The sequence below is a fragment of the Kitasatospora cheerisanensis KCTC 2395 genome (assembly GCF_000696185.1).
GTDB classification, from domain to species: domain Bacteria; phylum Actinomycetota; class Actinomycetes; order Streptomycetales; family Streptomycetaceae; genus Kitasatospora; species Kitasatospora cheerisanensis.
Genome location: NZ_KK853997.1, coordinates 2,035,141 through 2,056,819 on the forward strand (window position 1 = coordinate 2,035,141; position 21,679 = coordinate 2,056,819).

At 72.8% G+C, this 21,679-nt stretch carries 15 protein-coding genes and 1 pseudogene; 8 read left to right on the top strand and 8 right to left on the bottom strand.

Annotated elements, in window-relative coordinates:
• The first annotated feature begins 13 nt into the window (after positions 1-13).
• Complete coding sequence (locus KCH_RS44245; RefSeq protein ID WP_035871270.1) at positions 14-370, top strand: STAS domain-containing protein; 357 nt, start codon at positions 14-16, stop codon at positions 368-370.
• 136 nt (positions 371-506) lie between these two features.
• Here the strand turns inward: KCH_RS44245 and KCH_RS09225 are convergent.
• Positions 507-866: pseudogene (locus KCH_RS09225) on the bottom strand (winged helix-turn-helix transcriptional regulator); the annotation flags it as partial.
• A 99-nt stretch (positions 867-965) separates the two neighbouring features.
• Here KCH_RS09225 and KCH_RS09230 point away from each other — a divergent pair.
• The 3 genes from KCH_RS09230 to KCH_RS09235 all read left to right on the top strand — a co-directional run bounded on the left by KCH_RS09230 (position 966) and on the right by KCH_RS09235 (position 5,111).
• Positions 966-2,177 (top strand): pyridoxal phosphate-dependent aminotransferase, encoded by a 1,212-nt coding sequence (locus KCH_RS09230; RefSeq protein ID WP_035861172.1) that lies wholly within the window; start codon positions 966-968, stop codon positions 2,175-2,177.
• 428 nt (positions 2,178-2,605) lie between these two features.
• Entirely contained in the window at positions 2,606-3,082 is a 477-nt protein-coding gene (locus tag KCH_RS41135) for a hypothetical protein (protein WP_157031962.1), read from the top strand.
• An 85-nt stretch (positions 3,083-3,167) separates the two neighbouring features.
• Positions 3,168-5,111, top strand: a complete 1,944-nt coding sequence (locus KCH_RS09235; protein WP_157031963.1) for a HEAT repeat domain-containing protein — start codon at positions 3,168-3,170, stop codon at positions 5,109-5,111.
• Here the strand turns inward: KCH_RS09235 and KCH_RS09240 are convergent.
• The 3 genes from KCH_RS09240 to KCH_RS09250 form a co-directional block, all read right to left on the bottom strand.
• Positions 5,089-5,421, bottom strand: coding sequence for a YnfA family protein (locus KCH_RS09240; RefSeq protein WP_035861178.1), 333 nt, complete (start codon positions 5,419-5,421; stop codon positions 5,089-5,091). The genes KCH_RS09235 and KCH_RS09240 overlap by 23 nt on opposite strands.
• Positions 5,422-5,528: 107 nt before the next feature.
• Positions 5,529-7,151, bottom strand: a complete 1,623-nt coding sequence (locus KCH_RS09245; protein WP_035861181.1) for a purple acid phosphatase family protein — start codon at positions 7,149-7,151, stop codon at positions 5,529-5,531.
• A gap of 165 nt (positions 7,152-7,316) precedes the next feature.
• Complete coding sequence (locus tag KCH_RS09250) at positions 7,317-8,096, bottom strand: aminotransferase class IV (RefSeq protein WP_051652912.1); 780 nt, start codon at positions 8,094-8,096, stop codon at positions 7,317-7,319.
• A gap of 121 nt (positions 8,097-8,217) precedes the next feature.
• Here KCH_RS09250 and KCH_RS09255 point away from each other — a divergent pair, with 121 nt between their 5' ends.
• Positions 8,218-8,718, top strand: coding sequence for a DinB family protein (locus KCH_RS09255; RefSeq protein ID WP_035861184.1), 501 nt, complete (start codon positions 8,218-8,220; stop codon positions 8,716-8,718).
• A gap of 13 nt (positions 8,719-8,731) precedes the next feature.
• On the opposite strand, the gene KCH_RS09260 is transcribed toward KCH_RS09255, so the two are convergent.
• The 3 genes from KCH_RS09260 to nicT form a co-directional block, all read right to left on the bottom strand.
• The gene (locus KCH_RS09260; protein WP_035861188.1) at positions 8,732-10,390 is read right to left on the bottom strand and encodes an FAD-binding dehydrogenase; all 1,659 of its coding nucleotides are present in this window, start codon (positions 10,388-10,390) and stop codon (positions 8,732-8,734) included.
• A gap of 133 nt (positions 10,391-10,523) precedes the next feature.
• On the bottom strand, positions 10,524-12,968 hold the full coding sequence (locus KCH_RS09265) for an endonuclease/exonuclease/phosphatase family protein (RefSeq protein ID WP_425268750.1): 2,445 nt from the start codon (positions 12,966-12,968) through the stop codon (positions 10,524-10,526).
• A gap of 316 nt (positions 12,969-13,284) precedes the next feature.
• Positions 13,285-14,376, bottom strand: coding sequence for a Nickel transporter NicT (gene nicT / locus KCH_RS09270; protein WP_035861191.1), 1,092 nt, complete (start codon positions 14,374-14,376; stop codon positions 13,285-13,287).
• 312 nt (positions 14,377-14,688) lie between these two features.
• On the opposite strand from nicT, the gene KCH_RS09275 reads away from it, so the two are divergent.
• The 3 genes from KCH_RS09275 to KCH_RS09285 all read left to right on the top strand — a co-directional run bounded on the left by KCH_RS09275 (position 14,689) and on the right by KCH_RS09285 (position 20,796).
• The gene (locus KCH_RS09275; protein ID WP_051652913.1) at positions 14,689-17,007 is read left to right on the top strand and encodes a glycosyl hydrolase family 18 protein; all 2,319 of its coding nucleotides are present in this window, start codon (positions 14,689-14,691) and stop codon (positions 17,005-17,007) included.
• A gap of 196 nt (positions 17,008-17,203) precedes the next feature.
• Positions 17,204-18,337, top strand: a complete 1,134-nt coding sequence (locus tag KCH_RS09280; RefSeq protein ID WP_035861193.1) for an alpha/beta hydrolase — start codon at positions 17,204-17,206, stop codon at positions 18,335-18,337.
• A gap of 95 nt (positions 18,338-18,432) precedes the next feature.
• Positions 18,433-20,796 carry an ArnT family glycosyltransferase gene (locus KCH_RS09285; protein ID WP_035861196.1) on the top strand — a complete coding sequence of 788 codons (2,364 nt, stop codon included), beginning with the start codon at positions 18,433-18,435 and terminating at the stop codon, positions 20,794-20,796.
• Positions 20,797-20,904: 108 nt separating this feature from the next.
• Here KCH_RS09285 and KCH_RS09290 read toward each other — a convergent pair whose 3' ends face one another.
• On the bottom strand, positions 20,905-21,657 hold the full coding sequence (locus tag KCH_RS09290) for an HNH endonuclease family protein (protein WP_035861198.1): 753 nt from the start codon (positions 21,655-21,657) through the stop codon (positions 20,905-20,907).
• Positions 21,658-21,679 lie beyond the last annotated feature (22 nt).

Below are 21,679 nucleotides of genomic sequence, written 5' to 3' on the forward strand. Positions count from 1 at the left end.
ATTCTGCCCCGGGTTGGAGCTGTCCGAGGAGGAGCCGGCGGAGCAGGACGGCCACAGCGCCCTGCTCGCCGTCTCCGGCTGCCTCTGCCGGAACACCGCGGCGGGCCTGCGCGAGCGGATCCGCGACCTCGCCGAGCGGGGCTCCACCCGGCTCCTCGTCGACCTGAACGGCCTCGGGCACCTCGACGGCCCCGGGCTGGGCGTGCTGGTCGGCGGGCTCAAGCTGCTGCGGAGCAAGGACGGCACGCTCGCCCTGGCGGTGGCCGAGCCGCGCATCCTGAAGGTGCTCCGCCTCACCGGGCTGGTGAAGATCTTCGACATCCACGGCGCGGCCCCCGAGGCGCCCCGGCCACCGGCCCGGGCGGCCTAGGGCCCTCTCTTTCGGATCTTGCCGGGCGCACGCCGGCACAGCGGTACCCCCGTCCGCCCGGGCCGCCCGTGGTGCCCGGGACAAGGTCGGTGCGCCCACTCGCGTTGCACCGTGTCCGTGGAGCGGCTCAGGAGTTGACGGCGTACCAGTGACCGCGGACGGCGTCGGTGGGGCGGGGTTCGCCGAGTTCGGGGGCGCCCCAGTGGGCGAGGGCCTCGATGACGGGGCGCAGCTCGGTGCCGCGGGCGGTGAGTTCGTAGACGGTGGCGTTGGCGGGGCGTTCCAGGCGGCGGCGTTCGACCAGTCCCTCGGCCTCCAGCTGCTTGAGGCGGGTGGCGAGGATGTCGGTGGAGACGCCGGGCAGGTCGGCGTGCAGGTCGGTGTAGCGGCGCGGTCCGCCGAGGAGTTCACGGACGATCAGGAGACTCCAGCGTTCTCCGACCGCGTCCAGGGCGCGGGCGACGGCGCAGTACTGGTCGTAGCTTCGGCGTGGCATGACGTCAGCATAGCCAAGAGGTTGGACTTTCCAAGTCCTCACTTGGTAGAACGAAGCAAGCCGGCCGCAGGGGCTCGGTGACGGGTCGGGAGGCCGCTGATGGAGTTTCGCCAGTCCAGCAAGCTGAAGGACGTGTGCTACGAGATCCGTGGCCCGGTCGTCGACACCGCCAACGCCCTGGAGGAGGCCGGCCACAGCGTGCTGCGCCTGAACACCGGCAACCCGGCGCCGTTCGGCTTCGAGGCGCCCGAGGAGATCGTCCAGGACATCGTCCGCAACCTCACCAACGCGCACGGCTACAGCGACTCCCGCGGCATCCTGCCGGCCCGCCGCGCCGTGGTGCAGTACTACCAGCAGCGCGGCGTCCCGAACGTCGGCGTGGACGACGTGTACCTCGGCAACGGCGTGTCCGAGCTGATCCAGATGAGCGTGCAGGCGCTGGTCGACGACGGCGACGAGGTGCTCGTCCCGATGCCGGACTACCCGCTGTGGACGGCCGTGGTGACCTTCGCCGGCGGCAAGGCGGTGCACTACCTGTGCGACGAGGAGTCCGACTGGTTCCCCGACCTGGACGACATCGCCGCCAAGATCACCGACCGCACCAAGGCGATCGTGGTGATCAACCCGAACAACCCGACCGGCGCGGTCTACCCGAAGGAGCTCCTCGAAGGCCTGCTCGACCTGGCGCGCCGTCACGACCTGCTGGTCTTCGCCGACGAGATCTACGACAAGATCCTCTACGACGGCGTCGAGCACCACTGCCTGGCCGCGCTCGCCGACGACGTCCTCACCCTGACCTTCAACGGCCTCTCCAAGGCCTACCGGGTGGCCGGCTTCCGCAGCGGCTGGCTGGTGGTCTCCGGCCCCAAGCAGCACGCGAAGGACTACCTGGAGGGCCTCACCATGCTGGCCGGCATGCGGCTGTGCCCCAACGTGCCCGCCCAGTACGCCGTGCAGGCCGCGCTCGGCGGCCGGCAGTCCATCAACGACCTGGTACTGCCGAACGGCCGCCTCACCGAGCAGCGCGACGTCACCTGGCGCGCCCTCAACGAGATCCCCGGCGTCTCCTGCGTCAAGCCGCGCGGCGCGCTGTACGCCTTCGCCAAACTCGACCCGGCCGTGCACCGGATCGTCGACGACGAGCGCTTCGTCCTCGACCTGCTGCTCCGCGAGAAGATCCACATCGTCCAGGGCACCGGCTTCAACTGGCCGCGCCCGGACCACTTCCGCTTCGTCACGCTGCCCCGCGCGGACGACCTGGAGACCGCGATCAACCGGATCGGGCGCTTCCTCGCCACCTACCGCCAGTAGCCGCCGCCCGCCCGCCGCCCGGGCGGCGGGCACCCCGGCCGGACTGCTCCCGCCGTCCAGCGCGGGCAGCAGCTTCTCGGCGAGCCGGACCGGCGCCCGGCGGTCCACCGGGCCGCCGTCCTCGCGCCGGATCGCCAACTCGACGCAGCCGCCGGTGCCGTCCGCGTTCCGGGCGATCGAGAGGATCTCGGTCCGGCCGCCCGGGCCGCCGCCCGAGGTGGCCCGGCCGGTGGAGTCGAAGCCGATCCAGGTCGTCGGCTCCGAGTGGCCCGCGGCCGGTGACGCCAGCGCGAACGATCCATCGGGCCAAGGGAATCGGAACTGCCGGGTCTCCGATCGATAACGAGTCCGTCACTCGAACTACACCGCACGCACACACTCGGAAGGATGGCGTCCCGTCCCGCCGACTCCGCCCGAGAAGAGCCGCCTTGTCCCTCTCCCTCCGCCTGCGCCGCGCCTCCGCGGCCGGCGCACTGCTGGCCGCCGCGCTGTTCGCCACCGCCTGCGAGCCCGCCGACCCCACGCCGGTCGCCCCCTCCTCGCCCGCCGCCGTCGCCTCCAGCAGCGCCCCTCCCCCAGCGCCTCCCCCTCGCCGTCCCCCTCGCCGAGCCCGACGCCCAGCCCCACCCCCACCCCGACGCCGACCCCGACTCCCGAGCCGCCGACCACGCACGCCCCGGAGCCCGCCCGACCACCGCCCGGCCCGCGCCGAGGACCACCACCGCGGAGCCCCGGCGGAGCCCACCCACGAGGCGGCGGGCTGCCACCCGCTGTCGAACGCGGGCAACTGCTACAAGGCGGGCCAGTTCTGCCGCGCGTCGGACCACGGCGTGTCGGGCACGGACGCCTCGGGACGGACCATCCGGTGCGAGGACAAGAACGGCTGGCGCTGGGTGGCCGGCTGACGACCCGTCGGCCCCACGCGAATCGACTACCCTCCGTAGCAGGAACGTTGGCGGTGCGGGCGTCCGAGGCCCCACAATGCGGGCCATGCGCCTCAAGGACGTCCGCACCTTCACCCACCGTCAACTCCAGGGCCACACCGACCGGTTCCGGACCAGCCGGGCCGGCGAGCCGTTCGCCATGGCCGTCCGGCCGGTGCTGGAGGAGGCCGAGGAGCTGGCCGCCGAGGTGGCCGCCCGCACCGCCGATCCGCTCACCCGGGCCGCCGTGTACGTCTGCGTGCTGCTCGAATGCGGTTGGCAGCGCGAGCAGTTGGCCGCCCTCGGCTTCGACGGGCAACTGCTGGACGCCGGTGACGCCGCCCGCCGCCACATCAGCCGGATGCGCGGCTTCCCGCCCCGGGCCGTCCGGCGGGCCACCCTGATCCGGGAGTGCCGCGAGTTCCGCTTCGGCGACGAGCCGAACATCTTCAAGTGGACCGAGGAACTGGCGAAGGAGGCCGCGGGCCGGCCGAACTTCGGCACCGCCGCCACCGTCCGGCGGCTGCTGGACGACCTGGCGTCCGAGGACGTGGCCGTGTTCTGGTACGCCTTCACCGCCCTCACCACCCTCCGCGTCACCGAGGCGATCGAACCGCTGCTGGCCGCCCGGGACCGGCTGAGGCGCCAGGAGGGCCTGCTGGAGGAGCTGGCCGAGGAGGCCGAGTGGGCGGCCGTCTCGCTGATGACGCCCGCTCACCTGCCGCTCGCCCTGCAGGTGTTCACCGGCCCCGGGGTCGAGCTGCTGAGCGGGTGGGTGGCCGACTACCTCCGGCCCTTCGACCACCCCGCCGCCCGCGCCGCGCTCGAACGCCACGACGCGGCCGTCGAGCGGGCCGACCGCCGGACGCTGGGCGCCTACGCCGCGGACATCCCGATACCCGACGGGCGGGACGGCTTCGTCCGCTGGCTGATCGACCGGGTCGCCCGCAACCCGTACCAGGGCGACTTCATCACCGCCCTCGGCACCTACGGCGATGCCTCCGCACTGCCCGTGCTGACCGCCACCCTGGGCCACGAGCACGGGGCGATGCAGGCCCGCGCGGACCGGGCGATCGGCGCGATCGGCGGACGGGCCGCCCGCCGGGAGGCCGTCCTCACCGTGCTGCGCGACCCGGACGCCGCGCACCGGCGGGCCGCGTACGCCGCCGGGCGGCTCGGACTCGCCGAGGCCGTCCCGGAGTTGATCGCGATCCTGCGCGGCGGGGCCCAGGAGGCCTGGCCCGCCGCCGTCGCCGCGCTCACCCGGCTGGGCGCCTCCGAGGCCGTGCCGGCGATCCTCGGCCTGCCGCGGCCCGTCGTCGGCCCCTCCGTCCGCGGCGGGCGGCACGACCTCCGGCTGCACGCCCTGCGGCGGCTCGGCCCCGGCTCGGCCGAGGAGCTGTCCCAGGTCGAGGACCTGGCGCTCGCCGCGATCCGCTGGAGCGTCCTGAACGTCCGTGGCGGCGGCGGTACCGCCCTGCGCGACCTCGCCACGGACGTGCTGGCCCGCTGCGACTCCCCGCGCGCCACCGAACTGGTGGTCCAGACCCTGCTGCACGGCACCGTCCGGCCCGCGCTGGTCCGCCCGCTCGCCGAGCGCGGCGACCCCGCGCTGGTCGAGGTGATGATCCACCTGGTCGACACCGCGGCCGACCGGACGGTCCGCCGGCTCGCCACCGACGGCATCCTGCGCGCCGCGCACCACCCGGCGGCCGACCTCGACCGGCTCGACAAGCAGCTGGCCTGGCTGCGGGACGCCACCACCCGCGCCTGGCTCGAACCCCGCCTCCCGGAGCGGCCCGGCCGGCTGGAGCGCCTGGCGGCGGCCACCCGCGCGCACCCGCCGCGGGTCCGCGCACAGGCCGTCAAGTCGCTGGCGCTGCTCGGCAGTCCGGAGGCGCTGGAGCTGGTCGCCGGACTCCGCGAGGACCCGAACCGGCACGTCCGGGCCTGCGTCGAAGGGGCACTGCTTCAGCCCCCGGGCGGCCTCAGCGGCGCGGCCCGTACATGATCACGCCGACGCCGGCCAGGCAGATCAGCGCGCCCGTCACGTCCCACCGGGTGGGGCGGAAGCCGTCCATCACGACGCCCCACAGCAGCGAGCCCGCGACGAACACGCCGCCGTACGCGGCCAGCACCCGGCCGAAGTTCGCGTCCGGCTGGAGCGCGGCCGTGAAGCCGTACAGGCCGAGCGCCAGCACGCCGAGGCCGGCCAGCCACCACGGGCGGGACTCGCGGACGGACTGCCAGACCAGCCAGCAGCCGCCGATCTCCAGCAGGGCGGCGACGGCGAACAACAGGATCGAACGGGCGGTGCTCACCGCCCCACCCTAGGCGCTCACCGCCCCTCCACCGGACCGCGGCGCCGCACCCCGGACGGCGGCGCCCCGGGCCCGACAGCACCGGGTCCGGGGCGCCGACCGCGGCCTCAGTGGCCGTGCTCGCTGCGGCCCGCGCGGCGGGTGATCGAGTAGTGGTCGATCCGGGTGCCGTCCTCGGCGAGCGCGGTGACCTTCATGGTGCTGGTCGCGCCGCGGTGCGCCGGGGTGACGTCCACCTTGATGAAGGAGTAGCCGGTGTAGCGGACCCGCGACCACTGCACGGTCTCCGCGACCTTCACGCTGCCCTTGTCGAAGTGGTAGGTGACCACCTCGTCCTGGTGGTTCTCGTGGCCCTCGTAGGTGTCGGGCGCGTCGAAGGAGTACAGGCTGCGGCCCGCCGCACCGGCGGTCACGTACACCACGCCGTCCTTGGACGGGTCGATGCTGGCGCCGGCCGGCACCGCCTTGCTGACCTTGTTGCCGAGGATCGCGTCGGTGCGCTCGTACACGTGGTTGTGGCCGTTGATGACCAGGTCCACCCGGTACTTCTCGAACAGCGGCACCCAGGCGTCCCGCACGCCGCCGTCGGAGGCGTGCTGGTGGGTGGTGGAGAAGGCGCAGTGGTGGAAGAAGACCACCACGAAGTCGATCGCCTCGTCCGCGCGCAGCTCGCGCAGCTTGCGCTCCAGCCACTCGGTCTGCCGGCCCGCGGTGATGCCCAGGTTGGCCGGGATCTCGTAGGACACGTCGTTGGCGTCCAGCGAGACGACGCCCACGTTGCCGTAGGTGAAGGAGTAGACGCCGGGCGCCTTGCGCGGGTCCGGGCCGTTGGTCGGCAGGGTGAAGCGGGCGTCGTCGCCGCCGTACCCGTTGTGCGAGTACCAGGCCTCCATGTCGTGGTTGCCGTAGGAGACCATCCACGGGACCTTCGCCGCCACCGTCTCGGTCTGCGCCAGGAACGCGTCCCAGGTCAGCGCGTTGAACGCGACCTTGTCGCTGTCCAGGCCCTGGCCCATCGGGTCGGCGTAGCAGATGTCGCCGGCGTGCAGGTGGAACACCGGCTGCTGGGCCAGGATGACGTGGTCGTTGCCGGCCGCGTGCGTGGAGACGCCCTGGTCGCCGAAGGCGGTGAAGGTGAACGGCTCGAACGGCCGGTTGTGCCTGCCGTTGCGGGACGGCGCGGTGGTGAAGGTCTGCAGGGTGGAGATCGCCTGCTGCGAGGCCGGGTCGAAGCCGTCGTGGCCGACGCCGTAGTAGTAGGTGGTGCCGGGCTGAAGGTGGTTCAGCTCCACGTGCAGGTAGTACTGGTCGACCGGGGTGCCGGTCGGGGTCAGCGCGGGGGTGTGCAGCGCCCGGACCTCGGCCTCGATCTTGTGGCTGAGCTCCCACGGGTGGCGGCCGAAGCGCAGGAAGGGCTTCTTCACCGGGGCCGGCACCTGCCAGGACACCCGCATCTGGGTGTCGGCCTCGGCGCCGAACTGCAGGTGGCGGCCGACCGGGGCGACCAGCGAGCCGGTCACCGCGTCCGTCGGGCTGCCCTTCGGCGCGGCCGGGTCGGCGAACGCCGTGCCGGAGCCCAGCGCCCCGCCGACGGCCAGCGCGCCGACCGTCACCGCGCTGGAGCGCAGCAGGGTGCGGCGGGAGAGCTTGCTGCGCAGGTACTCGTGCTGCTCCGCCATGTTCATGCGGGCGGCCAGCTGGGCGGGCACGCCCATGTTGGGGATATCCATGCGCGGGAGACTGTCAGCGGCCGATGGCCGCCGACCGGATGCCCGGTGAACGAGCGTCATCGCGTCGGTCTGGGCGAGCACATGATCCGACCATGGGATGGTAAAGCCGCCGACGCGGGAGGCCGGGCGGCCCGATCATGACGCGCCGTCAGCCGTCGCCGCTGGTCACAGCCGCTCCCCGGGCACCGCGAGGAACGCCTCCCGCAGCCGCGCCACCCCCGCCGCGTCCGCCGCCCGGACGTCGAACGACCGGCCGTCCACCGCCGTGACCGTCCGCACGCCGGTGGTCGCATTGGTCGCGAACACGGCGTCCACGCCCGCCAGTTCCGGGCCCACCCGGTCCTCGCCGCCGCCGCAGGCCGCGCGCACCAGGGTCATCGCGGTGCCCCTCAGGTACTCCCCCCGCGGCCACACCGGCTCGCCGCCGCGCAGGAACCCGACGTTCCAGGTCGCGCCCTCGGTCAGGCCGCCGTCCCCGTCCACGAACAGCGCGTCGTCGAAGCCGGCCCGCTGCGCGAGCCGCCGCTGCCGGAGCACCCCGAACAGCGCCACGCTCTTCACCTGCGGCAGCTCCCGCCGGTGCCGCGCCGTCCGCACCCGCAGCGGCCCCGCGGGGCCGGCGCCCGCCGGACGGGCCGTCACCAGCACCCGCGGCTCGGCCGGGCCGCCGATGCTCCCCAGGTCGATCGCCGGGTCGAACAGCGTCACCCGCAGCACGGCCGCGCCCCGCGCCGGGGCCATCCGCCGGGCGAAGTCCCGCACCCGGTCCCGGTCCGGCCGCACCCCGAACAGCACCTCGCAGTCCCGCTCCAGCCGCTCCAGGTGCAGCCCCAGCCCGCGCACCCGGCCGTCCTCCACCACCATCGTGGTGAAGTGCCCGTAATTGGTCAGCGCCAGGGCCTGCCACTCCCCGTCCGTCACCGCCCGCCCGTCCAGCTCCGCCACCACGACTCCTTCGTTCACACCCCCATTCTCCGTGGTCGCACCCGTCCCACCCGCACCACCTGCCCCACGGGTCGCGGAAATCCCGGTGCGGGGCGCGCGCGGCCGCGGATAGGTTCGCGGCATGACCGAACCCGAGACCCAGCGCCGTCCCGTCCCCTTCGACGACGGCGGCGAACTCGACACCGCCCTGGCCTTCCTGTCCTTCGCCCGGGAGTGCGTGCTGAAGAAGACCGACGGGCTGACGGAGGAACAGCTGCGCCGCGTCCTGGTCGACACCGGCACCAACCTGCTCGGCCTGGTCCAGCACCTGACCGCCGCCGAACGCTACTGGTTCGGCCACCACGTGGCGGGCCGCGAGGAGGACGCGGACGTCGACTTCGACATGGCCGTCCCGTCCGACGTCACCGCCGAGCAGGTCCTCGCCGCCTACCGCGCCGCGATCACCGCCAGCGACGCCGCCCTCCGCACCTCCCCCGACCTCTCCCGCCCCGTCGCCGTCCCCGTCCGCGACCAGCCGCTCTCCGTCCGCTGGGTGGTCGCCCACATGACCAGCGAGACCGCCCGCCACGCCGGCCACGCCGACATCCTCCGCGAACAGATCGACGGCGCCACCGGCCGCTGACGGCCCGTCAGGGCTACGCCGTGGCTTCCGCGGCTGCGCGGCCGGCGGTGCGGCCGGTGAAGAGGCAGCCGCCGAGGAAGGTGCCTTCGAGGGAGCGGTAGCCGTGGATGCCGCCGCCGCCGAAGCCGGCGGCTTCGCCGGCGGCGTAGAGGCCGTCGAGGACGGTGCCGTCGGGGCGGAGGGCGCGGGCGTGGAGGTCGGTGTGGAGGCCGCCGAGGGACTTGCGGGTGAGGATGTGCAGCCGGACGGCTATCAGGGGTCCGGCCGCCGGGTCGAGCAGGCGGTGCGGGGTGGCGGTGCGGATCAGCTTGTCGCCGAGGTAGCGCCGGGCCCCGTGGATCGCGGTGACCTGGAGGTCCTTGCCGAAGGGGTTGGCGATCTCCCGGTCCCGGGCCTCCATCTCGCGGCGCAGCGCCGCCACGTCGATCGCGGGCGCGCCGTTCTGACGCTCGTTCATGCCGCGGACGAGTTCCTCGACGGTGGAGGCGACCACGAAGTCCGCGCCGTGCCGCTTGAAGGCTTCGACGGGCCCGGGGGCGCCGGGCAGCGCCCGGCCGAGGACCTGGCGGACCGAACGCCCCGTCAGGTCGGGGTTCTGCTCGGAGCCGGAGAGTGCGAACTCCTTCTCGATGATCTTCTGGGTGAGCACGAACCAAGTGTGCTGGTGCCCGGTGCGCATGATGTGGTCGAGGGTGCCGAGGGTGTCGAAGCCGGGGAACAGCGGGACGGGGAGCCGGGCTCCGGTGGCGTCGAGCCAGAGCGAGGACGGGCCGGGCAGGATGCGGATGCCGTGCCGGGCCCAGACCGGGTTCCAGTTCTCGATGCCCTCGGTGTAGTGCCACATCCGGTCGCCGTTGACGAGTCCGGCTCCGGCGGCGGAGGCGACGTCCAGCATCAGGCCGTCGACGTGCGCGGGGACGCCGGAGAGCATCCGGGCGGGCGGGGTGCCGAGCCGTTCGGGCCAGGCGGCGCGGACCTTCTCGTGGTTGCCGCCGATGCCGCCGGAGGCGACGATCACGGCCTGGGCGCGGAGTTCGAAGTGCCCGGCGACCTCGCGGGAGCTGGGCTCGCCGCGCGGCACGGCGGACGGCGCGAGGACCTCGCCGGTGACGGTGTCGATCGAACCGCCGCTCGCGGCCAGCCCGGTGACGCGGTGTCGGAAGCGGAGGGTGACCCGGCCGGCCCGGACGGCGTCGCGGACCCGGCGGGCGAAGGGTTCGACCAGGCCGGGCCCGGTGCCCCAGGTGATGTGGAAGCGCGGGACGGAGTTGCCGGGCCCGGTGGCGAGCAGTCCGCCGCGTTCGGCCCAGCCGACCACGGGGAACAGCCGGACGCCCATGCCGCGCAGCCAGGCCCGCTTCTCGCCGGCCGCGAAGTCGACGTACGCCTCGGCCCAGCGGCGCGCCCAGGCGTCCTCGTCGCGGTCGAAGCCGGCGGTGCCGAGCCAGTCCTGCCAGGCGAGTTCGCGGGAGTCGCGGATCCGCATCCGGCGCTGCTCGGGCGAGTCGACCAGGAAGAGCCCGCCGAAGGACCAGTGCGCCTGGCCGCCGAGCGACCCGGCGGGTTCTTGGTCGAGCAGGACGACGCGCCGTCCGGCGTCGGCGAGTTCGGCGGTGGCGGCCAGGCCCGCGAGGCCGGCTCCGATCACGATGACGTCGGCGTCGAGGGCCATCAAGGGTCCTTCCGGGGGCGCAGGTTCGAGCCCCGATCCTGCGGCCAACGGGCCACCGGGTCAACCCATCGGTAACAACGGGAGCCCCCGCCCCGCCCGGAGGCGGAACGGGGGCTCACCGGGAAGGCGGCCGTCACGGCTTGACGCGGACCACCTGCGGGTCGTGGTCGGAGGCCTGCGCGGCGAACTCGCTGTTGATGTGCACCACGTCGTAGCGGACGTGCTGCTGCTTGAACGCGGGGCTGACCAGGATGTGGTCGAGCACCTGCGAGTTGCCCTGGTAGACGTACGAGTAGCGCTCGCTCTCGGGCAGTTCGTTCACCAGGTCGCGGAGCACGCCGTCCTTGGTGAGGGTCTGCAGCGCGGGCGAGAACTGGTAGTCGTTGAAGTCGCCGAGCGAGACGACGCGGGCGCCCGGGTCGGCGGCGAGCAGCTTGGCCACGAAGGCCTGCTCGACGGCGGCCTGCTTGCCGCGCTGCACCTCGGAGCTGCGGGTCGGGGCCTGGAAGCGGCTGTCGATGCCCTGGTCGCCGCCCTTGCTGTTGAAGTGGTTGGCGATCACGAAGACCGGCTTGTTGTGGAAGCTGAACTGGCCGATCAGCGGCTTGCGGCTGGTGTTCCAGGCCTCGTCCGCCGGGGCGATCCGGCCGGGCGAGGCGGTCAGCGAGGTGCGCTTGCCGGTGCCGGTGACGTCGACGGCGGTGGTGGAGTCGCCGCCGGGGATGTCGGTGAAGGACACCCGGTCGGGGTTGAACAGGAAGACCTGGCGGATGTTGCCGCCGGGCTCGCCGCCGTCCTTGCCGTCCACCGGGTCGACGGAGCGCCAGTCGTAGGCGGGGCCGCCGGCGGCCTTGATCGCGTCGATGAAGGTCCGGACGGTGACCGAGGCGTCCACGGTGCCGTCGTTGACGGCGCCGTTGTTGTCCTGGATCTCCTCCAGGGCGATGATGTCGGGCGAGCGCAGGTTGGTGACCACGGCCTGGGCGAGCTCGGCGAACTTGGCGGGGCCGTCGCTCGGGTCGAGGTTCTCCACGTTGTAGGTGGCGATGGAGAGTTCGCTGGGCAGCGCCCGGTCGGCGACCTCGCGCTGGAGGCCGTTGTCCTTGACCGCGCCGACGGTGTTCGCGGCGATGGTGTAGCCGCCGAACTGGTTGTAGTCGAGCGGGCCGGCGGTCGAACCGGTCAGCTCGTCGCCGACGTTGGCGACCGGGAACGGCTGCTGGGTCAGCGGCGGCAGCGACTGGATCATGATCCGGCCGGTGTTCGGCTTGTCGTAGCCGAGGTAGACGACGCCGCCGCGGCCGGTCCGCGGGTCGGCCGAACTGGCGTCCACCCACAGCTCGTTGTACTTGTCGGTGGCCTGCACCACGGGCACGTCGCGGACCTCGACGTTCATGCCCTCCAGCGACTCGTACAGGTCGAGGGCGTACGCCGACGGGTTCAGCGGCAGGTTGTCGATCGAGCCGCCGGCGTTGTCCGGCGCGTACGCGGCGGGGATGTTGGCGGCGTCCAGCACCACGGCGGCGGGGACGGCGTTGTCCGAGGACAGCACGGTGGTCTTCGGACCGGTCAGCTCGGTGACCGACTGGGAGCCGCCCGAGCTGTTCGGGTAGTACTCGCTGACCTTGGCGGTGACCAGCACCGAGTCGCCGACCTTGACGGTCGGGGCGGCGGAGCCGGTGTAGACGAACACGGCCTCGCTGGTGGCCGGGTTGGCGTCCGGGTTCGGGTCCTGGATCCAGAAGCCCTTGGTGCCGTAGCCGCGCACGCCGGTGACGATGCCGGGCACGTTGGTGACGGTCTTGGTGTTCAGCGGCGAGATCCGGGTGGTGCCCTGGATGTCGTGGATGCGCACGTCGCCGGGGACGGGCGGGGTGGTGCCGCCGTCGCCGCCGCCGGGGGTGCCGCCGCCGGTGCCCGCGCCCTTGGAGTTGACCGGGGTCGGGTCGCCGGCGGTGAAGTCCTTGGCGTTGTCGTCGGTGTCGGCGAGCGAGGAACCGCGCGCCACCGAGGCGGTGTTGGAGGCGCCGGCGGCCGGGCCGCTGCCCTCGCGGACCACGGCGGAGCCGAAGCCGAGCAGGTCGACGATCCGCGGGTCGGCGGCGCAGTCGGCGGCGGTCTTGCAGCTCAGCGCGGCGGTGCCGTTGACCAGCGCGACGGTGCCGGAGGTGGCGGACAGCGCGAGGCTGCCGCTGGCGTCGGCGGCCGGGAGGTCCGCGGTGCCGCCGGCACCCGGGGCCTCGGCGACCAGGTAGCGGCCGCCGGCCGGGATCGAGCCGGTCAGCGGGGTGACGCCCCACTGGCTGGAGGCGCTGGGGCTGCCGGGCAGGTACTGCACGCTGTAGCCGGACAGGCCGAAGGCGGCGCCGGTCGGGTTGCCGAGCTCGATGAAGTCGTTCTTCAGCGTGGCACCGGAGTTGCCGCCGCCGCCGTACACCTCGGCGATCACCGCTCCGGTGGACGGCGCGGCGAACGCGCCCGGCAGCGGGACGAGGACCAGGGACGCGGCGACCGCGGCCGGCGCGGTGACGCGCAGCAGGGTGCGGCGGGAGCGGCGGGCGGGGGTGGGGCTGGGCACCGTTGCGGGGCTCCTTCGTGGCAGGACCATGGCCCGGTCGCCGTCGTGGGGCGCCGGGTGGCGTTGAGGGTTCGTCAGAAGGCTGGCTGCCAGGGCCGCTCCGGTCCACCGGACGGGCCCTGGATGGCTACTCGCGTAGATCCAGCCAGAAAGATACGCGCGTAGAGAATGACCCGACAAGGGCCTTGACATGAACTTCTGGCCACCGGGCCGGAACTTCCCACCGCCGAACCGCCGCGAACAAGCCACCGAACCGCCCCGGGTGCGCGAGAAGGGGCACCCGGCGGGTGCCCCTTCGGTGCTGACGCGGCGTCGGTCAGGCCTGCTCGCGCAGCCCCGCCGACCACTTCTGCTCGACCTTGCCGAACTTCCAGAAGGCCATCGCCCCGGCCCAGGTGACCACGAACAGGCCGACGATCACGTAGCCGACCAGGTTGAGGTCGAGCGAGCCGATCCAGCCGATCGGGCCGGAGGTGATGTCCAGCTTCTCGGCCAGCAGGCCGACCAGCTCGATCACGCCGATCACCAGCGCGACCAGCACCGACAGACCGGTGACGGTGAGGTTGTAGTAGATCTTGCGGACCGGCTTGGAGAACGCCCACTCGTAGGCGAAGTTCATGAACGAGCCGTCGATGGTGTCCAGCAGGCTCATGCCGGCCGCGAACAGGATCGGCAGCACCAGCAGCGCGTACCAGGGCAGCGAGAACGCGGCCGCGCCGCCGGCCAGCACCAGCAGCGACACCTCGGTGGCGGTGTCGAAGCCGAGGCCGAACAGCAGGCCCACCGGGTACATGTGCCACGGCTTGGTGACCGCCCGGGTGACCCGGCCCAGGATCCGGTTCAGGAAGCCGCGCTTGTCCAACTGCCGCTCCAGCTCGGCCTCGTCGAAGTCGCCCTGGCGCATCCGCCGGAACACCTTCAGGATGCCGTTGAAGGCGCCCAGGTTGATCAGGCCGATCAGCACCAGGAAGGTGCCGGAGACCGAGACTCCGATCAGGCCGGTGGCCGTGTGCAGGGCGGAGTCGTCGGACTCCACCTGCCCGGCCAGCGAGCGGATGCCGAAGGCCAGCAGGGCGCACAGGCCGAAGACGATCGACGAGTGGCCGAGCGAGAACCAGAAGCCCACCGAGAGCGGGCGCTTGCCCTGGCCCATCAGCTTGCGGGTGGTGTTGTCGATGGCCGCGATGTGGTCGGCGTCGAAGGCGTGCCGCATGCCGAGGGTGTACGCCGTCAGGCCCATGCCGGCGCCGAACACCTGGCCGCCGACGTCGTAGTGCTCGGGGGCGATGACCGCCAGCAGGGTGAACCACCCGACCACGTGCAGGGCGAGGACGAACGCGGCCATTCCGGCCAGCCGGATCCACTCCTCGCGGGTGAGCCGGTCGCGCAGACGGCTGGGCGCTGGCATGGGAGGTCCTTCCGAGAGGGTGGTGAGCCGGATCATCCTTCCGTCGAAATGGCTGCAATTGCAAGTCATGTGCAACTGAGAACCGGGGGCGCACCACCCGCGGACGTGCCTTTTCCGCCACCCTCCGCCGGATTCCGACCCAACCCGGTTGTTCGGAAAGGTTCCTGACGGTTCGTGGGCCGAAATCCTTGACCCGGAGGATTGGTCCAGTCCAATCTAGGTGACGCGCTCACCCCAAGCGCGCAGGCTCCCACCTGGGCCCGTCGGGCCGCCGCACCTACCGGACAACCCCACTACTCCGGAGGTTCCTCCATGCTTGAACGGGCCACGCCCGCACCCGGGTCGACGCGCCGGGCCCCCTCCCGGCGGCGCGCCGGCGCCCTCGTGGTGGCCACCGCCATGACGGTCGGCTCCACCGCGCTCGCGCTCTCCCTCGGCAGCGCCTCGGCGGCCACCGTCAACCTGCTCGCCAACGGCGACTTCGAGGCCGGCTCGCTGAGCGGCTGGACCTGCACCAACGGCTCGGTGGTCGGCACCCCCGTGCACGGCGGGTCCTTCGCCCTGAACGGCAACGCCACCGCCGCCGACACCGGCCAGTGCCAGCAGACCGTGACCGTCCAGCCGAACACCAAGTACACGCTCTCCGGCTTCCTCAAGGGCAGCTACGTGTACCTGGGCGCCACCGGCACCGGCGTCAACGCCTCCACCTGGACGCCCGGCGCGTCCAACTGGACCCAGCTGAGCACCACCTTCACCACCGGCGCGAGCACCACCTCGGTGACGGTCTTCACCCACGGCTGGTACGGCACCGGCGCGTACCAGGCGGACGACCTCAGCCTGACCGGCCCCGGCACCGGCGGCTCGCCGAGCCCGTCGACCTCCGCCAGCGCCTCCGCGAGCGCCAGCGCCAGCGCCTCGGCGTCGGCCAGCCCCTCGCAGAGCGCCTCGCCCAGCGCCTCCGCCTCCAGCTCGCCGTCCCCGTCCGCGAGTTCCAGCTCCGGCACCGGCAACGGCCCCGGCGGCGACGGCAAGATCACCGTCCCGGGCGGCGTGACCGTCACCCGCACCACCGCCAACGCCGTGGTGCTGAAGTGGAACGCCTCGACCGACTCCACCGACAACTACGTCGGCTACAAGGTCTGGTCGAAGGGCCAGCTGGTCGGCACCTCGATGGGCACCTCCGTGGCGATCTCCTCGCTGCTGCCGAACACCTCGTACACCTTCACCGTGCAGGCGTACGACAAGGCCGGCCACGCCTCCCAGCAGTCCGCCGCGGTGACCACCTCCACCGCCGCGGCGCCGGCCGCCAAGCCGCTCAAGTCCGCCTACTTCGACCAGTGGTCGGTGTACGACGCCGCCTACTACCCGAAGAACGTCGACACCTCGGGCGCGGCCGCCAAGCTCGACGTCATCTCCTACGCGTTCGAGAACATCCACCCGACCAACCTCAACTGCTTCGAGGCGGTCAAGGCCTCCGACGCCAGCCACGAGGACAACCCGAACGCGGGCGACGGCGCGGCCGACGCGTACGCCGACTACCAGATGGACTTCTCGGGCGCGATCTCCGTGGACGGCTCCGCGGACGACTGGCAGCAGCCGCTGAAGGGCAACTTCAACCAGCTGCGCCAGCTCAAGGCGAAGAACCCGAACCTGCGGGTCACCCTGTCGCTCGGCGGCTGGACCTACTCCAAGTACTTCTCCGACGCGGCGGCCACCGACGCCTCGCGCAAGAAGCTGGTCTCCTCCTGCATCGACATGTTCCTCAAGGGCAACCTGCCGACCGGCGTCGCCGGTGACGCCTCCGGCGGCGCCGCCACCGGAGCGGGCATCTTCGACGGCATCGACATCGACTGGGAGTACCCGGGCTCGGCCGGCGGCCACACCGGCAACCACTACTCCGCCGCCGACAAGCAGAACTTCACCGCGCTGCTCGCCGAGTTCCGCAGCCAGCTGGACAGCTACGGCGCGAGCGTCGGCAAGAAGTTCCTGCTGACCGCGGCGCTGCCGTCCGGCCAGGACAAGATCCAGTACATCGAGACCGACAAGATCGGCGCGTACCTGGACTACGCCGACATCATGACCTACGACATGCACGGCTCCTGGGACGCCACCGGCCCGACCAACCTCCAGGACCCGCTGCACGACAGCCCGAACGACCCCACCACGCCGATCACCCCCGGCACCGCCAAGTACAACGTGGACACCACGCTGGCGGCCTACACCACCGGCCTGCCCGAGTACGGCATCGCCGGCGGCTTCCCCACCAACAAGATCATCCTCGGCATCCCGTTCTACTTCCGCGGCTGGACGGGCGTGGCGGCCGGCAACAACTACGGCCTCTACCAGAAGGCCACCGGCGCCACCCCGGCCAAGCCCGGCAGCCAGGAGGCCGGCCTCGCCAGCTGGCGCGAGCTCACCCTCACCGCCCAGAACACCCACTGGGACCCGATCACCGAGTCCACCTGGGTCTACGACGGCACCAACTTCTGGACCGGTGACGACCCGAGGGCCATCCAGGCCCGCGCGGCCTACGCCAAGTCCAAGGGCCTCGGCGGCATGTTCGCCTTCGCCCTGGAGAACGACGACGACTCCGCCACCCTGCTGAACACCATCTCCAGCAGCCTGGGCTGACCCCTCGTCACATCCTGAAACGGACGGCCCGCCGCATCTTCCCCATGGGTGCGGCGGGCCGTCACCACGTCGGGCCCCGCCCGACGGGTCCCGGCGGAGCGGGGAGTTGGCGTGCCCTTGGGCCGGGCTTGGCAAACCCGGGAGGGTGCTGGGAGGCGGCTGTGAGGTTGATGAATCCGTACCTTACGATCATCGGGTGCCGAGCCTGACCGGAGTCCCGATCCAGATCATCGCCAGCGTGCTGGCCGTCGCCGCCTTCGCGGCCACCATGTGGCTGTGGCCCCGGCTGGGCGGGCGGAACTGGCGGGCGTGGCTCGGGCGGCTGGGCGCGTTCTTCGGGACGCAGATCGCGGTGCTGGTCGCGATGGGCCTGGTCGCCAACTCCTACTTCGGCTTCTACTCGACCTGGAGCGACCTGCTCGGCCTGGACGGCAGCCCCGGCACGGTGGTCGACCACCAGCCGGGCGGCAAGGCCGTCTCGGTGACCGGCGAGCAGAAGATGTACTCCTCGCAGGGCTCCGCGCAGGACCGCTCCGGCACCATCCAGAAGGTCGAGATCCACGGCGAGCGGTCCGGCCTGACCGGCACCCCCGCGTACGTGTACCTGCCGCCGCAGTACTTCCAGCCGGCCTACGCGGGCACCAGGTTCCCGATGCTGCTGGCGCTGTCGGGCTACCCGGGGACGCCGGAGAAGCTGATCTCGCTGCTCCAGTACCCGGCGTCGACGCTGAACGCGATCGAGGCCAAGCAGCTGCCGCCGACGGTGCTGGTGATGATGCGCCCCACCCTGGTCGGCAACCGCGACACCGAGTGCATGGACGTCCCCGGCGGGCCCCAGGCGGAGACCTTCTTCACCGAGGACCTGCCGAAGGCGATGTCCGCCAGCTACCGGGTCGACGACCGGCCCGAGGCCCGCGCGGTGATCGGCGACTCCACCGGCGGCTACTGCGCCGTCAAGTTCGCGGTGCGCAAGCCCGATTCGTACCGCTCGGCGATCGCGCTCTCCGGCTACTACGAGGTCCACAACGACCCGACCACCGGCGACCTGTTCGGCGGCAGCGCCGAGGTCAAGCAGGACAACGACCTGCTGTGGCGGCTGCGGAACAAGCCCGCGCCGCCGGTCTCGCTGCTGCTGGCCACCAGCAACAACGAGGAGAACTACCCGGCGACCCAGCAGATGGTCGCCGCGTTCAAGGAGCCGACCAAGCTCTCCACCATCACCCTGGAGAGCGGCGGCCACAACTTCCACACCTGGACCCGGGAGATCCCGCCGGCGCTGACCTGGCTCGGCAGCCGCCTCGCCCAGCCGCAGCCGGCGCCCGCCGGCTGACGAACCGTCAGCCGTGCGGGTGAGGGCGAGGAGAACACAGCCCGCTCATAGTCGGGTCTCATCGTGTTCTCAGGGTCGCCGATCAGCGTGTTCCCATGACCACGTCCAGTTCCGTTCCTCCGACCAGCGAGCCGTGGCCCGACGCCGCGAAATACCCGCCGCCGGCGGTCCCGGCCGACGCCTCCGCGTCCGGCCCGACCGACTGGCCCGCGCCGCCGCCCGCCGAGGCCGGGCGCGAGCGGCCCGCTGAGACGCTGTTCCCGCCCGTCGCGCTGCCGCCCGTCGGCCCCAAGGGCCCGGCCACCTGGGCCGGCCGGCTGCGCACCCTGCCCGGCCGCACCTGGCGCGGGCGCGAGGACGACCCGCGCTGGGTCCGGCCGGCGTTCCTCGGCCTGCTGCTGGCCACCGCCGTCCTCTACTTCTGGAACCTGACCGCCTCCGGCTGGGCCAACGCCTTCTACTCGGCGGCCGTGCAGGCGGGCAGCGTCAGCTGGAAGGCGATGTTCTTCGGGTCCTCGGACGCGGCGAACTTCATCACCGTCGACAAGCCGCCGCTCTCGCTGTGGCCGATGGCGCTCTCCGCCCGGCTCCTCGGCCTGAGCTCGTTCAGCGTGCTCGCCCCGCAGGTGCTGATGGGCGTCGGCACCGTCGCCGCCGTGTACGCCACGGTGCGCCGCCGGTTCTCCGCGCTCGGCGGCCTGGTCGCGGGCGCGGCGCTGGCGCTGACCCCGGTCGCGGCGCTGATGTTCCGCTTCAACAACCCGGACGCGCTGCTGGTGCTGCTGCTCACGCTCGCCGCGTACGGCACCGTCCGGGCCACCGAGACGGCCTCCACCCGCTGGCTGGTGTTCGTCGGCGTGATGTTCGGCCTGGCGTTCCTCACCAAGACCCTGCAGGCGTTCCTCGTGCTGCCCGCCTTCGCCCTGGTGTACCTGTTCACCGCGCCCACCGGCTGGGGCCGCCGCTGGCTCCAACTGCTGTACGGCACCCTGGCGATGGTGGTGGCCGGCGGCTGGTGGGTGGCGGTCGTCGAGCTGATGCCGGCCTCCGCCCGCCCGTACATCGGCGGCTCGCAGGACAACTCCTTCCTCTCGCTGACCTTCGGCTACAACGGCTTCGGCCGGATCACCGGCAACGAGACCGGCAGCGTCGGCGGCGGCGGTCGCGCCGGCGGCGGGGGCAACCCGATGAACGGCGGCGGCAGGTGGGGCTCCACCGGCCTCACCCGGCTGTTCGACGGCGACATCGGCGGGCAGATCGCCTGGCTGATGCCCGCCGCGCTGATCCTGCTGGTGTTCGGCCTCTGGGCCACCCGCCGCCACGCCCGCACCGACTCGGCCCGGATCGCCTTCCAGGTCTGGGGCGGCTGGCTGCTGTGCACCGCGCTGACCTTCAGCTTCATGTCCGGCATCTTCCACCAGTACTACACGGTGGCCCTGGTCCCGGCGGTCGCCGCCCTGGTCGGCATGGGCGCGGACGGCCTGTGGAAGGCCCGCCACCGCCTGCCGTACGCGGCGGTGCTCGCCGTGACGGTCGCCGTCACCGCCTGGTGGGCGTTCCGACTCCTGGGCCGCAGCGCCGAGTTCGTGCCCTGGCTGCGCTGGGCGGTGCTGGTCGGCGGTCTGCTCGCCGCCGTCGCCCTGCTCGCCGCGGGCCGGCTCACCGGCCCGGTCGGCGGCCGGGTCGCCGCCGTCGCGGGCCTCACCGCACTGGCGGCGGGCCTGGCCGGACCGGCCGCGTACGCCGTCGACACCGTCTCCACCGGCCACAGCGGCTCCATCGTCACCGCCGGACCGCAGGTGCAGGGCGGCGGCTTCGGGCCCGGCGGCGGTCGCGGCGGCAAGGTGCGCGGCAACTTCCCCGGCTTCCCGGGCTTCCCCGGCGGAGGCCAGAACGGCCGGGCCGGTCAGGACGGCCAGAACGGCGGCGCCGGGAACGGCTTCCCGGGCGGCGCGCTCCCCGGCGGCAGCCTGCCGGGCGGCCGGACGGGTGGCCAGGACGGCGGCCAGGCCGGTGCGTTCCCCGGCTTCCCGGGCGGCACCGACGAGGGCCGCGCCGGGCGCGGCGGCATGGGCGGCGGCATGGGCGGCCTGCTGGACGGCGCGAAGGTCCCGGCCGAGGTGGCGGAGCTGCTGAAGCAGGACGCCCGGAAGTACACCTGGGTGGCCGCGGCGGTCGGCTCGCAGAACCAGGCCAGCTACCAACTCGCCAGCGGCGAACCGGTGATGGCGCTGGGCGGCTTCAACGGCAGCGACCCCTCGCTCTCGCTGGACGGCTTCAAGAAGCTGGTCGCCGAGGGCAGGGTGCACTGGTTCATCGGCGGTGGCGGCATGGGCGGCGGGATGGGCGGCTCCAGCTTCTCGTCCGAGATCGCCTCCTGGGTGGAGTCCACCTACACCGCGAAGACGGTGGGCAGCACCACGATGTACGACCTGACGGCGGCCCCGAAGAACGGCTGACCGTCCCCCGCGCGCCCGAGGCCGTTCGGCTCCCCGCCCCCAGGGGGAGCACCGGACGGCCTCGGGTCCTTCACGGACGCGGCACCGGACGCGGCACCCGACGGACCGTCAGCCGCCGCACAGCGACAGCATGGTCTTCTTGTCGGCGGGCGTCACCGGCAGCTGGTACTTCAGCGAGACCTGCGCCCAGCGGATCGCGTAGGAGCAGTGCACCTCGGCGTTGGAGGGCAGCCAGGTGGCCGGGCCGGAGTCGCCCTTGGAGGCGTTCTGCGAGCCGTCCGCGGGGATCAGGTTCAGCGGGTCGTTGGCGATCTGCACCCGCTTCGCCTTGTCCCACTGCGAGGCGCCCTGCTGCCAGTCGTAGGACAGCGGCATCACGTGGTCGATCTGGATCTTCGACGCCTGCTGCTTGGTCCAGTCCACGGACTTGCCGGTGTACGGGTCCCAGATCGTCATGCCGGTGACCACGCAGGTGGAGCCGTCCTTGTGCTCCACCTTCTGTCCGTCCCGGGCCAGCATGTCGTCCCGGGTGGCGCAGCTGTTGTGGCCCATCGGGATGCCGTCCACGTTGTCCGTCCAGGCCGGGCCGAACTGGTCCCGGTCGTAGCCGGTCTTCGGGCCGGCGTCGGCGGTCTTCACCTTGGCGATCAGCTCGCGGCCGGCCTTGCGGTCCGCCTCGCTGGTGACGGGCGCCAGGCCGGGCTTGGTGCCGTCGGGGTTCTGCAGCGGGCTGACGCCGCGGTTGGCCGGCTGGGGCTTGGCGTGGTCGCCGCCCGAGGTCTTGTCGGCGCCGGTGCACCCGGCGAGTGCGAGCGATCCGAGCAACAGGGCGGCGACTACGGCGGTACGGCGGGATCGCACGGCATTCCTCTGCGAGTGGGCG